Below are 17659 nucleotides of genomic sequence, written 5' to 3' on the forward strand. Positions count from 1 at the left end.
GAAAAAGACATAGTTTTCAATTTTATTATTAATGCTTTGGATAAAAAGAAAAGTGTTCCTATAATGCCAAAAAGTGCTGAAAAAAGCAAACTTCCTGTACCTGGATCTATATATCCAAATGCATTAGATTGAAAAATAATAAATAATACCAATATTGATAAAATCATTAAATAATTCCTTAAAATATAATATATTATATTTTACATTAATTTTAATATAAAATCAATTAAAATGTAACTTAAGTATTTTTTAATATATCCTATACTTACTAAAAAATAATTATACTTATACTGCTAAGCTTATAAAAATCAAATTTAATTATTATCACTAATATTTAATTCCTTTACTTTTTTACTAGACCAATCAATATTAAATTTTTTCCAATTATTTGTATCAAATATATTATCTTTAACATAATAATAATTATTGAAATGATACCTTTTTTCATAAAAATTAAAATTAAGATCATTCAATTCAAGCATATAAACACCATTTGTTTTGAAATCATTTGTTATATTCTTTTTTGTAAATGGATTAATAGCATTTCTTATGTGATTAACAGTTAGATATGGAGTATCAGCTACTGTCATAAAATTACTACTCATAATTAACTCACCGCTGCTGTTAAAATCTTTATACAATAAAATAGAATTATAAGTATTTATAAATTTAATATCCCCATAAAAATCTTCCGTATTATGAGACACAAAAAATCCATGATCCGAAACCAGTATGATTTTTGTATTATCATAAACATTATTTTCTTTAAGATAATTTATAAAATTTATTATAAGCTTTATTGCCGCTACATTAGCATAATATACCCTAGAACTAACATTATCACCAAATACTGTTAAATCATAAGTATTAGGTATAGATTGATTAAGCTGAGGCATATAATTAGAATCAAAATAATCTATATTATGTGTGGTTAAATTTTCCATTATATTATAATAATTACCATTATCATTAAAATTGATATTATTTGTTACAGATGATAATTCTATATATGGAATTATAGTACCATTTATAAAGAACTTAAATGGATAAAACCAATCACCATTTGAATAAAAATAATGTCTAAAAATAATTGGAAGAGACTTAAATATGGAAAATCTTATAAATATATCTTTATAAGATTCTGAGTACAATTTTTTACCATCCGACACAGATGATAAATAATTATTCAATTCTTTTTCTATATTAAAACTGTTAAATGCTTTTATATTTTCATTAGTATTAAATATAGATAAATCTCCTGATATATTGGCATAAGGAGGAGCTATACTAACTGAACTATATCCATATTCTTTTAATAAAAGAGGAATCATTAATAAAGCTTCATTTTGTACATTGGTTATATTATAAGTTCCATTTGTACTTATCTCATATGGCATATATTCATATCCGCCATATAAGGCAGGAGTTCCAGTTATTGTATTTGCACCGGGTGAAACAGTATTAGTATAGAATATAAAACCATCCATAGCTTTTCTGAACTCTTCATTTCTTTTAAAAGCTGTATTCCAACTAGATGAAGTTGCAGCATCCAAAAGAAATACAAATACATTAGTACCATTTCTGGAAATATTTAAATATTTATTATCTAAACTAATATCATTTGTATTTATTGTATTAAAAATATCCAATTCTTTTTTAATATAATTGAAATTATATATGGAGACAATAATTAGAACTATTGATATTAGCATATATATATTCGATAAAAAATTATATTTTAATTTGTTTATCAAAAAAAGTACTAATACAATAGATAAAATAATTAAAAATATGTTTAGTATGCTCTGATTTAGGCTTGATAATAATAAGTCTGGATTATTGAAAACAAAATCAGTATTGATAAAACCATAATCACCAGCCATAATAAATACATTTACAATACTTATCGGCACTAAAATATACATAATAAAAGATACTAATTGCTTGATTTTATCATCAAATAAAAAATATATAAAAATAGGATATACAAAAAATATACCAATAGCTTTGAATAAATTATCAAATATCATATCGATTGGATTTTTAAACTCTGTTGGAGAAGAATGCACTAGTGAAGAAGATATAAAAAGACCAATTAAAATACTTATAGAAATACATGATAAAATTAATAATTTTCTAGTATTAAAATCATCTGATATTTTCAATTTAAAAATAGAAATTGATTTATATAAAATAAATAATAAAAATGGTAATGTCAATACTATTATAAAAAGATATATTCGTGGTCTAACATTAAGCGTATAAACAGCATCAACATAAAAATCATTTTCTATTAATTTATCATATAAAAAACTACCGTTATTAACTATACCATTTATACCATTAGAATTTATTTTAACAATTTTATCTATTTGGTAAATATCTGTATTTGTAAAAATCTTGCTAGTTGTTTTCATTTTTAATGTATAAAAATATTCTTTATCACTTGCTTTATGATATATAGAAAAATCGTCTATATATCCTTTATGCCCTATTTTGCCAAGTATAATAAATATAATTAATATAACATAAACAACAATAGAAAAATTAATATATATTTTTTTAAGAGATTTATTAAAATTTAATTTATATTTAATGAATATATTTTTTAATAGATAAAACAAGCTATTTAAAGTCCAATAATATACAAACACAGCATTGGAATTATAAAGAAAAACTAGAAAAAAAACATTAATTGCAATTAAAGGTATTCTTTCTTTTAATGTTAATTTATCATTATAAAAAAAGCTTGAAATCATACTAAATGTAAACATTAAAAAAGGCAACAGATTAATTGTAACATTTCCTATTTTTAAAAATTCATCTGGTTTATATAAAGGAATTACTCTAAATAAATAATCCAAACTCTCAGGATTTATAGTATCAATAAAATTATAAGCTGCTATAAATATAGGTATTTGTATAAGCAATCCGAAAGTTCCTCTAAAAGCATATATTGTTTTATAACCATTTATTTTTTGACATGCTCTTATAAGTAAATATTGCTGATCACCTTTATATACAGCTTTGATATTATTTATCATGGGTTTCATTTTATCTTGAATTTTTTTTTCTTCATTTTGCAATTTTTCTGCTACATTATAAATTGGCAAAAGTATAATATTTATTATTATATTCAAGTATAATATGGCAAGCGAATATAAAATGTCTGCTTTAAATTTTATAAAATAAAAAATTATTTCTATTAAAAATTGAAAAGGATATATTGTAATATTATAGAGAACATCAAAAAACATCACAATACCCCCAAATTACTTTTTTGGAGTTTGTAATATTTTTTATATACAAATAAAGTATTTTTAGTGTTTGCTGTTTGCTGTTTGCTGTTTGCTGTTTGCTGTTTGCTGTTTGCTGTTTGCTGTTTGCTGTTTGCTGTTTGCTGTTTGCTGTTATACTATTCATCTATTTATTATAATTCTAATATATAAAAATGTCAAATATACATAAAAAATATAATCACAATAGATAAATAAAATCATTTATCTATTGTGATATTGATTAGAATATATAATTAAGTAAAATATTATTTAGTGTAAACTCTTCCGTTATGCTTTTCTTTAATCTTATCAACTGTATCAGATATCATATTAACAGATTCCATTATATCTTGAAAAATATCAGGCTTTATAGACTGAGCACCATCGCATAAAGCATGTTCAGGATCATTATGCACTTCTATTATCATACCATCAGCACCTGCAGAAATAGCAGCCAAAGTTAGAGGAAGCGCCATCCAAGATTTACCGCTTGCATGAGAAGGATCTCCTATAACTGGTAAATGACTTAAACGCTTTATAGCTGGTATAGCTGAAACATCAAAAGTATTTCTAGTATAAGTTTCAAAAGTTCTTATACCGCGTTCGCATAATACTACATTTTTATTTCCTTGATTAAGTATGTATTCAGCACTTATTAGCCATTCTTCTATTGTATTTGCCAATCCTCTTTTTAATAGAACTGGTTTTTTTAATTTTCCTACTTCTTTCAAAAGTTCAAAGTTCTGCATGTTTCTTGCACCAATCTGAATCATATCTACAGTATTATCAAATTCTTCTAAATGTCGTATTGATACTATTTCACTAACTATAGGTATTAAAACTTCTTCCTTTGCAAGTTTTAATATCTTTAATCCGTCAAGAGCTAATCCTTGAAATGCATAAGGAGATGTTCTTGGTTTAAAAGATCCTCCTCTAAGTATTGAAGCTCCAGCTGCTTTAACGCTTTTAGCTATACTTATTAATTGCTCTTCACTTTCAACAGAACAAGGACCTGCAATAATTGTAGGTCTTCCCTCACCTATTTTTACTCCGCTTACATCGACTATTGTATCTTCTTTCTTAAAAGCTCTGTTTGCTCTTTTAAATGGTTCCTGAACTTTCAATACTTTTGATACACCAGGTAAAGATGATATTAAATCTCTATCTATTTTAGAAGTATCGCCTACCATACCTATTATAGTATAATCCATACCGATACTTTTATGTATTCCAAGACCTGCATTCTCAAGTCTTTTTACAATGTTATTTATATGCTCCTCTTTAGCATTTGGTTTCATTACAACTATCATAATATAATTCTCCTTAAATGATTAATAGTAAATAATTAATATTGATTAAATTAAAAATGTGTGTTTGTTTTAAAATAGAAAAATAGATACTCTGGCGTCTTAAACGCCATAATAGAAGAAGTAATAAGCGCAGATGCTTTTGAAATTATTTGAAAATAAATTACCTTTCATAGTTTTTATTTTATATTAAAAAATAAAAAAGTCAAATAATATTATTTATTTTTTAAAGCAGTAATTGATGATTATATAGAACGATTTTTATTAATAAAATATATTTATAAAGATAAGTATATATTAAATACTTATCTTTATAGTAGTTATAATTTAAGCTAAAGACAAAGCAACTTCCATCATATTAGTAAAAGTTTTCTCTCTTTGCTCAGCAGTAGTAGATTCTCCTGTCACTAAAGAATCAGATATTGTAACTATACAAAGAGCATTAACTCCCGCATAAGCAGCATTCATATACAAAGCTGCCGCTTCCATTTCAACAGCTAATACGCCCATTTTAGCCCATTTAGTTGTTGCATTGTTAGCTCCATAAAATACATCAGATGAAACTATATTTCCTACATGATAATTTATTTTCATCTCATCAGCCTTTTTTACTGCATTTCTTAATAGCTCATAACTAGCTATTGGAGCATAAGTACCTGGAAGTTCATATTGAGATACATAATTAGAATCAGTGCATGCTCCCATACCAATAACTAAATCTCCAATATGAAGTTTATCTGATATAGCACCAGCCGTACCAATACGTATTAAATTTTTACATCCATAAAAGTGTATAAGCTCATAAGAATAAATACCGCATGAAGGCATACCCATACCAGTACCTTGAACAGAAACTTTTTTTCCTTTATATGTGCCGGTAAATCCAAACATATTCCTAACTGAATTATACTGATTAACATTTTCTAAAAAATTTTCAGCTATAAATTTAGCTCTTAGAGGATCACCCGGTAAAAGTATAGTTTCTGCAATATCTCCCTTATTCGCTCCTATATGAGGTGTAACCATACTCAAAATCTCCTTTCAATTAAATTATTTTTTTAAATTATAATCATAATATAGTATATATCAAGTAAATGTATATTGAATATAAATGAAAATAATGTAATATAATAACATGAGTAAAGTATTAAAACAATCCAAAGCTGTGCTTGTTATGGCATTAATGTATAATGATATTAATGTGTATAATTTAACGTTAGAAAAACTTATAAATAATTTTGGAAATATTGAAGTAATTAGTGAAGAATATTTATTCTCGCATTCCATTTACTACAAAGAAGAAATGGGAGAATCTTTAAACAAAAGATTTATAGTATTCAATAGTATGATAGATAGAGATTATATAAGTGATGTAAAAAGAATTACTGATAATATAGAAAAAGAGTATTTAGATAATCATCAAAACCGAAGAATTAATATTGACCCAGCAATATTAACATTAGAAAATTTTATTCTCGTAACTAATAAAAATTTTACACATAGAATATATTTAAAAGATGGTGTATTTGCTGATTTAACTCTAATATATAAAAAGAAAAAAGGATATACAGAATTAGAATGGACTTATGCAGATTATTCAAGCAATGAAACTAAATCTTTTTTAAATAAAATAAGAGAGCTGTTCTATAACAGACTTATAGAAAGCTCTCCATTCGGTTCTAATTGGAATAATTAATACATAATTATGAATCTTTTATTCCTGCAATCTTAACAAATTCTTTATCCCATACACCAATATGTTCTATCAGAAGTTGTGCTAAAAGCCCAGCGAAATCATTAGCTACCTTATGCCAATCATCACTTGATTTAAATTCTTTATATTGATCATCTATAGCTCTTTCAAATTTTCTATGCTCTTCAAAATGTTCTTTTATCTTATGGTATTTATCCTTATGTGCCATCTGTATCTTTTGTTCTTCTGAGAAATGGTATTTTGTATAATTAATAGCACCCTTAAATGCCTCATCAACATCTTCTTTAACACCATTATACAATGCCGAATGAACTTTATTGGCATACTCTATTATTTGAACATGCTGTCCGTCTATAACTTTATTATGAGTATAATATTGATCAAGCCATTCTAATTTTTTAGCCCCTAATTTGAAGAAACTCATAGCATTAGATAATTCTGCCATTTGCTGTTCAAGTTCTTTAGAAGATTCATGCATTGATGAAACTAATGAACTATTACCTTGCGTTTGAGCATCCATATTGGACATAGCATTATTAATACTGTCTATACCTATAAGCTGTTCTCTCGTAGTATTAGCCATATCAGCAATAACTCTTGTAGTCTCTTCTATTTTATTCTCAATATCTTCAAATAAAGTTCTAGACATATTAGCAGAGTCAGTTGCTTTTTTAACTTTTTCATTACTTTCAGAAATAAAAGAGGTAATATTATTAACAGAGCTTTGTGTTGTCTGTGCCAAATTTCTAACTTCTGAAGCAACAACTGCAAAACCTCTTCCTTGATCTCCGGCTCTTGCTGCCTCAACTGAAGCATTTAAAGCAAGTATATTTGTTTGAAATGCTATATCTTCAATAAACTTTACTAAACCGCTTATCTTCTGACTATATTCAAAAGCCTGACTTGTATTTTGTGCAGTCTCAGCAATTATACTTCCAGCTTCCTCAACAGCATTTCTGGCATTTATCATCATATCATTAATTATAGATGCATTATCTGCAGTTTTTCTTATTGTACTAGAAATTTCTTCTGTAGCCTCTGCGGTTTTCTCTATATCAGCTGCTTGGCTTAATGTCCTGCTCGCTAAATCCTTATTTGAATAAGAAAGAGAATAAGCAGTTCTTTTTGTTAGAGCAACATTAGAATTAGCGACGTCTATAATATCCCTTATAGAGCTTTTCATATTATCAAAACTTTTTATAAGTTCGCCTACTTCATCTCTTCTTTTGAAATATTTATCATTAATACTGAAAGTTAAATCACCAGTAGAAATTAAATTAGCAACCCTCAAAGCTTCCTTTAATGGAGATGTTAATCTTCTAGTGAATAAAACCACAATAGTAGTAACAATAAATATTACAATTATACAAAATAATATTGAAAATAAAAATGTAGCAGATAATGAAGAATACAATTCTTTTTCTAACATAGTTATTATAATATACCATTCTGTATTATCTATATTATAATATGACATTAAATACTTTTGATTATCTTCTGCTTTATAATGTATGATTCCATTTTTATTTTTTATAACTTCATCATAAATTACTTCATCAGAAGTAGTTAATAACTTTGTTTTATCTTGATCTGCTAAAATTTTTTTTGAACTGTCTATAATAAATATTTTCCCGCTTGTTCCTATTTTAGTATTAACTATAAATCTATCTATTAAATAACCCCAATCTACATTTCCAGTTAATATACCTATAGTTTTACCTGTACTATCTTTCACCCCTCTCCATATTCTATAAGTAGGATTTCCAGTAGCTACAGACTTTGATATACTTTCTTCTCCTCCGGAATTATATCCTGAAGAAACAAATTTCTTCCATCCTTCATCATTTTGATCCATATAAACATTATTTAAAATTCCATTCTCAGAATCTATTATAGCTCTTCCATTCAAATCTAATACTATAAAATTAACAAATGAGTCTCTTGAACCCTTAAAATACTTTAAAGCTTCTTCTGCTCTTAATTTTAAATTAGGATCTTCCTGATTTTGAAGAAAAGCTATTAATGACGCAGATGTAACAAAATTATCCATAGAGGAATTATTATCTTCCAACCATAATGTAATGAGATTTTTATATGAAATAGATGTAGATTCAAAACCATTATTAACGGCGTTATCAATAGATTTTATACTAAAAAACAATACAATGGAAATACTTAAAAATATAGACAATATTATTGTAGTAACAAATAAAAAAGGTATTTTAAACCTTAAACTATATATTTTATGTAATTTCATTTTTTATCCCCATAATACTATTATTTATATATAAATAATATCACTTATAAAAATAATTTCAATATAATAATCATACCTTATAAGCAACAAATACTACTTAAGTATAATAATTATATAAAAAAAATAGTTAATAAAAACAAAAAAGTTATTATTTTACGTAATAATAACAAAACTTTCAAAAAAATCAAAAAATTTTGGTAAAACTTAATAGTTTTTAATAATATATAACTATAATATAATTTAAACAATAAGATTAAAATAATAATAGATTATTTATCGTATATTCCAGCAGTCTTTACAAACTCCTTATCCCATACCCCAATATGCTGAATAAGCCATTTACTTAAAATATCAGCCATATCATATGCTGTAGCTTTCCAATCTTTTACAGAATCAAGTTCTTTTATTTTTACGGCTACTAGTGACTCAAAATTTCTATGCTGCTCAAAATGCTCTTTTATTTTTCTATATTTATCAGAATTTTCTTTCTGAAATTTTTCCTCATCAGAAAAATGATATTTAGTATAATCTAAAGTCATGTTAAAAATATTCTTTACCCTTTCAAAATCATCCTCATATATAGCTGAATATATATCATTAATAAAATTTATTAAATTCATATGCTGTTCATCAATATGAGAATTATTTGTATTATAGTTATCAGACCATTCTAAACGTCTAACACCTGTTTTGAAAAAACTCATAGCACTGAAAAAATCATTAGTCTGTTTTTCAAGTTCACTTGAGGAAGTTTTCATCAAATCTACAAGATGAGCATTTTCTTTAGTTTTAGAATCTATATTAAGCATAGAGCTATTTATTTTGTGTACATCTTCTTCCTGTTTATGCATTGTATTAACCATATTTTCCATAATGGCAGTAGTATTTTCAATCTTTTTTTCTATATCAGAAAATAACTTTTGAGACATATTAGCCGAATCTGTTGCTTTTCTAATTTTATCATTACTGTCTTCTATTAAAGAAGTAATATTCTTAGCTGATTCAGAAGTACTTTGAGCCAAATTTCTCACTTCAGATGCAACAACTGCAAAACCTCTTCCCTGATCTCCGGCTCTTGCCGCCTCAACAGAAGCATTTAGAGCAAGTATATTTGTTTGAAATGCTATATCTTCTATTATTTTAATTATATCTCCTATTTTTTTACTAGATTCAAAAACAAGCGATGTATTTCTAGCAGTATCATTGATAATAGAACCTGCATCCGATATATCATTCCTAGCATTTACCATACTATCACTTATTGATTTTATATTGCTTGTAGATTCTTCTATAGCTGATGATATATTTTTCATAGAAATACTTGTCTGATTTATATCAATAGCCTGAGATGTGGTTCTGTCAGACAAATCTTTATTAGAATAGTAAAGAGTATATGCTGTTCTCTTTGTCTGAGATATATTAGAATTAACAACTTTAATAATATCTTTTATAACAATTTTCATTTTACTAAAGCTGTTTAATATATCCCCTATTTCATCTTTTCTATTTAAATATTTATCCATTATAACATTAGTAAGATTTCCATTAGCTATTAATTCAGCTTCTTTTACAACAGCATTTAATGGTTTTATTAAACTGTTAGAAAATAACCAAACTATAAGTATTGAAAATGCTATTAAAATAACACTTACTATTAAAGGAAGTATAAGCATAAATTTGACAGGTGCATAAAGCTCTCTTTCACCAATTGTAACTACAATATACCAATGAGAGTAAATTATAGGATTAAAATACATCATATAGAGATATCCGTCATCACCTCTAAAATGCTTTATTCCTGTCTTTAATTCTGTCATATTATCTAGAGGTTTAAAATCTTTTATGTTGGTTAATATTTTAGTTTCATCCAGGTGGGCAATAATATTTTTATCTTCATCTACTATCATAATGTTTCCGGTTTCACCTATATTATAATTAGATATAGAATGATATATAAAATCTGCCCAATCTATATGATAGGATAAAATGCCTATTATATTACCATCAGCATCGTTTATATCAGAATACATCTTAAATACAGGTTTTCCTGTTATATATGATTTTGATACTCCCATTTTCTTATTCTTCAAATTTTCTTTATACATATTAAAATCAGGATCTATTCCTTGATTGTAATTTACTAACGCACCATTTTCCGAATCTAGCAGAGCCTTTCCTTCTGTATTTAAAATAACAAAATGAAGAGATGACTTTCTATAATTTTTAAATGATACCAAAGCATTTTTTGCTGATATTGTATTCTCCTCATTTGGATTTAATAAATAATTTACTACATTGTAGTTAGTAGAAAAAGTATCCACTATAGATTGTTGTTGTTCTATCCATAGATTAGCTGCACTTTGATAAGCGACAGCTGTTGATTCAAATCCGTTTTGAGCCGCTATATCAACAGACTTCAATGATATTAGAAACATTATAATAGTTATTACCAATATTGATAATGTAATAGAAAGTCCCATAATAAGCGGTATTTTAAATGTTAAACTATTAAGTTTCATTTTTAACCCTTATTATAAAATTTTTTTTACAATTATAACATAATTATAAAATTAAATCAAATTAAGTTTGTCTTAATAGATTCAAAACATCTTTTGGTAAATTATTTGAATGAACAAGCATTGCCAAAGCAGATTGAGATTTTATTGAACTTATAGCCTCATAAATAGAAGCCTCAGCTACATCTCTATCCATTTTTTTACTTCCATAAGCAATGGTATTTTCATAAGAATTCATAAGACCATGAATATATGTATTAAACCTATTTTTATAAGCTCCTAAATCAGCTCTTTGTTTAATAACATATTCAACAGCATTATCTATCATTCCTATAGTTCTATTTGCTTTACTTACAGAAGATACAGAAATATAACTATTAAATTCATTTTTTAATTTTAAAGAGCTTGCTGTCATTGTAGCAACATAAATTCTTTTTCTCTGATCTCTGCTAGGACCTATATGAATCCACATACTTGCAGAAGCATTAACTGAATTTGAAAATCTGCCTGTTAATATATTTAAAGTATTAAATTGTGCCTGACTTGCAACCCTATCTATTTCATCTATTAAACTTGATACTTCTGCCTGAATATATGATCTGTCAGAATTGTTATATATTCCATTTGCAGATTTTACTGCTAATTCTCTAATACGCTGCAATATATCTATTGTTTCACTTAAATATCCATCGGCTGTTTGTATAAATGATATTCCATCTTGTGTATTCTTCTCAGCACGCATTATGTATCTTGCCTGCACTAATGGACCTTTTTCACCTGCAAATAAACTGGGAAATTTCTTATCATTCTCAGTTGAATTAATTTTTAAAAACCTATTTGCCCTAATAGCATTTACATTATTAGTTATTACCATAAAAGCCTCATATATTTTTTCTATATTTAAAGTATAATTAAATAAAAAATATTTTCAATATCAAATTATATTATAGCATACGATATAAAAAATTATTATAAAAAACATACTTTGTAATATATATTCTACGTATTTAATTTAAATAAATTTTACAATTTAAAATTATTTGTGATAAAATTAAATAAATTGTATAATACGATAGTTCACTTTATCATTTATGTTATCGGAGTTATTATGAGTTTAATGATACCTTATGAAAAAGAAATAGATGAAAAAGATAAAACTATAATAGAGGAATATATACTAAACAATATAAAAGAATATGAATATAACTCAGCAAAATTAACAGAGTTAACAATAGAAGCGGTATCATCTTTAAGTGCTGGAAAATCTAGAACAGAATTTTTAGCTAATCAGGGATTTTTAAAAAATATATTCAATTCAATAACAGGACAAAACAGAAAAATAAGAGGTGAAATTGACTATAATTATGCCATAGTCAAAAATGCATCTTTGAAAATGATAGACTATTTAGCTAAGCAGAATAAAATTACTTATGAAGGTCTTATATATATTAATAATAAATTAAATAATATAGAAAAAAACATTGAAGAAGAGCTTTTAAGTATATGCATAAATGTAAGAGAGTCTTTCAATTATATATTAAACAAAATAAATAATGAATCAAACAGAATAGACTCATTAGAAAGAAAGATACAGCTATTAGAATTCAAAGCATCATCAAATATATTGGAATTCAATAAAATAAAATATACAGATATGGACAGTATAGAAAAAATTATATGTTTGAGTAATGATATGTTCTCAAAAATATGTTATTCAAATAGCAATGAAGATGCAATATCAAAAGAACATATTTTTATGATAAAGGCTATACTTACAGATTTTAATATAAATATAAATCAAAATACAAAGATAATAGATATATATAAAAAATTAATAGAGAAGCCAATATTTATAAATAAACTTATGGAAAATACAAATGATATTGAAATTCCAGAATACATAATACCAATATTAAGCGGTGCTAATAAAATATATAAATTAGATAATGAAGAAAAATATATTATTAATGCATTAACTAAATATAATGATAATATAAATGATATAAAATTAAACTTAGTAAGTGAATATGGAATCAATATATCAAATTTTGATTATAATTCTGAAATAAATAACTATGAACTCATAATTCTTATAATGAACGAATTAAAATTAACATCTAAAAAAAGTAATCTTCCAATAAGCACCATAACAATTAATATAAATGATAGACTGAACCTTGCTGAAAAATATGTAAAAGAAAAAAAATATAAAAGAGCAATAAGAGAATGCGACATAATACTTTCAAAAGAAAATAATAAAAAAGCAAATGAAATAAAAATAGAAAGTATGTATAAACTTTTAATAAAACAAACTAAAAAATATGATGCACCAATATGTTATAAAGAAATAGCAAAAATATATTTAATAAGAAAGGATTATGAGAACACATTGAAATATTTAAATAAATATTTTGACTCTTATTCATCAAATAAAGAAATATATAAATATAAGCAAAAATTAAAATATCAATACCAAAAAATTAAACAGTATAAAGAAAAGATAGAAAAAAAATTAGAAAAAACATCTGATAAAAATAAAAAAGAATATTTAGATTTTATAAATGACTTTTGGGGAGTATATTTAAGTAAAATATAGGAGCTTTTTTATGAAAAAAATAGGTTTAGTTTTAGGAGGCGGAGGAGGACTCGGAAGCTATCAAATTGGAGTTTGGAAAGCTTTAAGAGAATATAAAGTAGATGAAATGATTACAGTAATTTCCGGTACTTCTGTAGGAGTGCTTAATGCATGCTTAATAGCCCACAATAATTATGACATAGCAGAATATATTTGGACTAATGAAATAGAAGGAAAAATACTTTCAAAAAAGAAAATAGATAAAAATAATAATTTCATATCCTCTCATGGTATATTTACAAGAGAGGGTTTAATAGAAATAATTGAGAAATATTTAAATATAGACATTATTTCAAATTACAAACATTCCATATATGCTGCTGCAGTAAATTTAAAAAAAATAAATATTGAATATTTTAAACTGAATGGTAAAAGTCATAAAGAAATAAAAGAAATTATGATGGCTACAAGTGCAATACCTTTAATATTCGGAAGACAAAATATAGGCGGAATAAATTATATAGACGGAGGAGTTGAAATACTACATGGTAATAATCTGCCTATAACACCTCTATACAATGAAGATTGCGATGAAATAATAGCTATTAATTTATATAAAGATGCTGCAATAGAAAAAAACAAAAATTTTAAAGTTTATGAAATAGTACCAAGTAAAGATATAGGAGACTTTTTTACCGGGGCTATGGATTTTTCTCTTGAAGGTTCTAGAATGCGTCTTGAAGAAGGATATAATGATGCAAAAAAATTATTAGAGCAAGTATCCTCAATGGGAAAAACTCAGCTGGAAATAGTAGAAAACAACAGCAGAATGTATAAAGATGAACTTAATAACAAAATAAGAAATAAACAATTAAAAGATAAACTTCATGATGCTATAGATAATCTAAGAATTAATGATGAAAAATAATTTCAATGAAAATTATTTAAAAACATCTTAAATATTATTATTAATTTGTTATAATTTTTATAGGAAGCAGTCTTTCTAATTCTGTTTTTGATATTTGAGTGTTGCCTGTTATAAGACTCAATACCTTTATATTGTTTTCATCATTTAAAGCATTATAAATATATTCCAATGTATAATTTTTATCATAACTGCTTAGCGGGTATATTATGTTAACATGGTTCTCGCATACAAATTCTTTTTCTTTTACTATAGCTGCTTTTATATTAATGTTTTTATGCGAGCCTGTTATTCTATTAACAGCTATAACATTATTTTTTATTATTAAATCTTTTGAAATATTTTTTATATACTGAAGTTTTCTTTTATTCGGTATAACTATTTTTCCATCAACTATATTAGATGAGTATATCAAAGGTATAGAATTATTTTTATCATCTGTAAGATTAGCTTTATATTTATTCCAAGCAATGCTTCCTGTTTTTACTTCATAACCTATTTCTTTTAAACTTACAGTATCTTTATATGCTTTATTTAAAAATGATTTGTCTTCTGTAAATATTGTAATATCATTTTTTGAGAATATATATTTTTTATTTTTATGATTATTAGTCTTTTTTAGTATTAAAAGCATAACCTTTTGATTAGCCATGTAAAAATTATCAGAACCTTCAACAACATTCAAATATTCAATACTGCTGTGATTCATTATATATTCTCTTAGCTTGCTGAAAAAAGCTCCATTATTCATAGAAGGAGGCACGACATAAGCTAAATATCCTCCGTCTTCTAAAAGCTCCAAACCTAATTTTATAAATATAGAAAATATGTTAACTCTTCCGCTTATTATGTCAGCATGCTTTTTCTTTAATTCTTTATCAGGCTTGAATTCAAAATAAGGAGGATTACCTATTACATAATCATATTTAATAGATCTATCAATATCAAGTTTCAAAGTATCAAAACATTTTATATCTGCATTATTTAATAATTTTTTTGATATGGCAACTAAACTATCGTCAATATCAAATCCGTACAAATTAGGACTTTTAAAATATTCATTGCATGATAAAAGGAATTCACCTGTTCCGCATGCAGGATCAAGAATTTTAGGATTATCTTTTTTTTCTGAAATAGAAACTAACTGAGATAAAAGTAAATCTCTTATACTTTTAGGCGTAAAGTACTGACCTAATCTTTTTCTTTTTTCTATATCAGTATTTTTTAAATAGTCAATACTTTCTTTCGTATAGTTATCAAGCATATATAAATTCTCTTAATCCAAAGTAGTGCAAAAATCTATTACATTATTTTCGCATTTTATTCTATCTTCATGTAAAAAATAATCTATTTTTGCATTTTCATTTATAGTTTTATTCTGTTCATAAGCACGCCTTACATAAACATTAAATCCCCTATCAAATTTATATGCAAATAAATTATTCTTGCTTTCTTTTTTCATTTTATTTTTAAAATTATCTTCCAGCTTTTTTATCTCTTCAAAAAATGATATTAATTCATTTCTTTCATTCATAGGAAGCACATCATCTCCTATAAAGAAAGTAACGTCCCCCCTGCCGTAAGAACCAAATATATAAATAGCATTTGATTTTGGTAAATTACTGTTCCACATAGGACTAGATGATTTGCCGCTGCTGTATTTTATTTCTATAGCTATAATTTTTTTAGCTGTAAATATTAGAAAATCCGGAAAATTCTGGCTGCCGTAAGGCTGACATATAAAGCAGTTCTGCATGCTTTTATCTTCTAAAGCATAAACATTATCAATTATTTTATCAGAACTTTTATCTAAAATATAGTTTTTTATATCAGAAAGTATATTTTTGATTTCCTTATCGCTAGACATTCTTCTATTAAAGCCATGCTTTTTTAAAGATGACTCAAATCTATCTTCAAATTCATTACCCTCTTTACTTTTTAGCCATTCTTTTTTGTTTTTTTGAATATCTGTAAATATTTCGCTGAGCATCAGCTTAATATATATAAAAAATCAAATATTTTCAAGTATAATATCATTATTAATAATGATTTATTTAAAAATTAATTATATTTTTACTTGACTAACGATATATTTTTTATATAATGTATATTATAAAAATATATTTATGGAGTTTTATAATGCAAGAATTAGATAAAGATAATTTTGATGAAAAAGTAATAAATTCAAAAGAATTATGCTTAGTTGACTATTTCGGCGATACTTGTGAGCCTTGCAAAGCATTAATGCCTCATGTACATGAATTAGCTAAACAATATGAAGGTAAAGTTCCATTCTATTCTTTCAACACTTCTAAAGCTAGAAGATTAGCTATTCGTGAGAAAATTTTAGGACTTCCTACTATTGCTATCTACAAAGATGGTGCTAAAGTTAAAGAAGTTACTAAAGAAGAAGCTACTATTGAAAACATTAAAGCTATGGTAGATAGTATGCTATAATATTGATTATTATTTTTGAAATAAAGGGGCTTTTTTAAGCTCCTTTTTTATTTTTTTAATTAATATCTATAATTGCTTCCATAACCAAATATCAGGTTTTCCTATTCCATTAGCATTTGGAAAAATTCCAACTATTTTATATCCATTCTTTTGATAAAATTCATAAGGATGATTATTAATATTTTTTATGTTTTTAATTATATCTCCTATATATGTATTATTAAAATCAAATTCATGCAGATTAGTTTTATAATATTCATCATCAGAACCAAGCATAATATTTAATGCATTTTTTTCTTTAGCCATTCTTTCAGCCTCTTTAAGCAGCTTTGTTCCTATACCCGTATTTCTGTAACCTTCTTTTATAACTAAAGGATGCAGTTCTAATGTTATATCAGAATACATTTTCAAAAGTCCTGCATACCCTATTAATACATCATTTTCAATATATCCAATAGAAATAAATGAATTATATATCATATTAATTACATCATTTTCAGTATAAACACATCCGAAAACCTCTGACATCATCATAGATATATCTTTTGAATAAGAAATATTTTCTTTAATATCAATAAACATAATAATACCTCTTTTTTATATATTGACTGTTAACTTCATTAAATATAT

The 17659-nt window shown here is 25.1% G+C and carries 14 protein-coding genes; 4 read left to right on the forward strand and 10 right to left on the reverse strand.

Annotated features, from left to right (window positions below):
- Positions 1-314: 314 nt before the first annotated feature.
- The 4 genes from Q0J90_RS11840 to deoD all read right to left on the reverse strand — a co-directional run bounded on the left by Q0J90_RS11840 (position 315) and on the right by deoD (position 5611).
- Positions 315-3257: a YidC/Oxa1 family membrane protein insertase gene (locus tag Q0J90_RS11840; RefSeq protein ID WP_297278144.1), complete on the reverse strand. Its 2943-nt coding sequence runs from the start codon at positions 3255-3257 to the stop codon at positions 315-317.
- Positions 3247-3423 (reverse strand): hypothetical protein, encoded by a 177-nt coding sequence (locus tag Q0J90_RS11845; RefSeq protein WP_297278106.1) that lies wholly within the window; start codon positions 3421-3423, stop codon positions 3247-3249. Before Q0J90_RS11845 ends, Q0J90_RS11840 begins: the two co-directional genes overlap by 11 nt.
- Positions 3424-3544: 121 nt before the next feature.
- Positions 3545-4588: a 3-deoxy-7-phosphoheptulonate synthase gene (aroF, locus tag Q0J90_RS11850; RefSeq protein WP_297278107.1), complete on the reverse strand. Its 1044-nt coding sequence runs from the start codon at positions 4586-4588 to the stop codon at positions 3545-3547.
- A 324-nt stretch (positions 4589-4912) separates the two neighbouring features.
- Entirely contained in the window at positions 4913-5611 is a 699-nt protein-coding gene (gene deoD, locus Q0J90_RS11855; RefSeq protein ID WP_297278108.1) for a purine-nucleoside phosphorylase, read from the reverse strand.
- 109 nt (positions 5612-5720) lie between these two features.
- On the opposite strand from deoD, the gene Q0J90_RS11860 reads away from it, so the two are divergent.
- On the forward strand, positions 5721-6281 hold the full coding sequence (locus Q0J90_RS11860; protein WP_297278109.1) for a DUF4416 family protein: 561 nt from the start codon (positions 5721-5723) through the stop codon (positions 6279-6281).
- Positions 6282-6288: 7 nt separating this feature from the next.
- Here Q0J90_RS11860 and Q0J90_RS11865 read toward each other — a convergent pair whose 3' ends face one another.
- From Q0J90_RS11865 to Q0J90_RS11875, 3 genes are all read right to left on the reverse strand, one after another.
- Entirely contained in the window at positions 6289-8556 is a 2268-nt protein-coding gene (locus Q0J90_RS11865; RefSeq protein ID WP_297278110.1) for a methyl-accepting chemotaxis protein, read from the reverse strand.
- A 269-nt stretch (positions 8557-8825) separates the two neighbouring features.
- Positions 8826-11075 (reverse strand): methyl-accepting chemotaxis protein, encoded by a 2250-nt coding sequence (locus tag Q0J90_RS11870; protein WP_297278111.1) that lies wholly within the window; start codon positions 11073-11075, stop codon positions 8826-8828.
- A 61-nt stretch (positions 11076-11136) separates the two neighbouring features.
- On the reverse strand, positions 11137-11946 hold the full coding sequence (locus Q0J90_RS11875; RefSeq protein ID WP_297278112.1) for a flagellin: 810 nt from the start codon (positions 11944-11946) through the stop codon (positions 11137-11139).
- Between the two features lie 234 nt (positions 11947-12180).
- Between Q0J90_RS11875 and Q0J90_RS11880 the strand changes: the two genes are divergently transcribed.
- Positions 12181-13668 (forward strand): hypothetical protein, encoded by a 1488-nt coding sequence (locus Q0J90_RS11880; protein ID WP_297278113.1) that lies wholly within the window; start codon positions 12181-12183, stop codon positions 13666-13668.
- A gap of 10 nt (positions 13669-13678) precedes the next feature.
- Entirely contained in the window at positions 13679-14575 is an 897-nt protein-coding gene (locus Q0J90_RS11885; protein ID WP_297278114.1) for a patatin-like phospholipase family protein, read from the forward strand.
- A 40-nt stretch (positions 14576-14615) separates the two neighbouring features.
- Here Q0J90_RS11885 and Q0J90_RS11890 read toward each other — a convergent pair whose 3' ends face one another.
- Both Q0J90_RS11890 and Q0J90_RS11895 read right to left on the reverse strand, forming a co-directional pair.
- Positions 14616-15836 (reverse strand): N-6 DNA methylase, encoded by a 1221-nt coding sequence (locus Q0J90_RS11890; RefSeq protein ID WP_297278115.1) that lies wholly within the window; start codon positions 15834-15836, stop codon positions 14616-14618.
- A gap of 12 nt (positions 15837-15848) precedes the next feature.
- Positions 15849-16562, reverse strand: coding sequence for a type II restriction endonuclease (locus tag Q0J90_RS11895; RefSeq protein ID WP_297278116.1), 714 nt, complete (start codon positions 16560-16562; stop codon positions 15849-15851).
- Positions 16563-16711: 149 nt separating this feature from the next.
- Here Q0J90_RS11895 and Q0J90_RS11900 point away from each other — a divergent pair, with 149 nt between their 5' ends.
- The gene (locus Q0J90_RS11900) at positions 16712-17029 is read left to right on the forward strand and encodes a co-chaperone YbbN (RefSeq protein WP_028328503.1); all 318 of its coding nucleotides are present in this window, start codon (positions 16712-16714) and stop codon (positions 17027-17029) included.
- A 66-nt stretch (positions 17030-17095) separates the two neighbouring features.
- On the opposite strand, the gene Q0J90_RS11905 is transcribed toward Q0J90_RS11900, so the two are convergent.
- Complete coding sequence (locus tag Q0J90_RS11905; protein WP_297278117.1) at positions 17096-17611, reverse strand: GNAT family N-acetyltransferase; 516 nt, start codon at positions 17609-17611, stop codon at positions 17096-17098.
- Between the last annotated feature and the right edge of the window lie 48 nt (positions 17612-17659).

The sequence above is a fragment of the uncultured Brachyspira sp. genome (genome assembly GCF_944390595.1).
GTDB lineage: Bacteria > Spirochaetota > Brachyspiria > Brachyspirales > Brachyspiraceae > Brachyspira.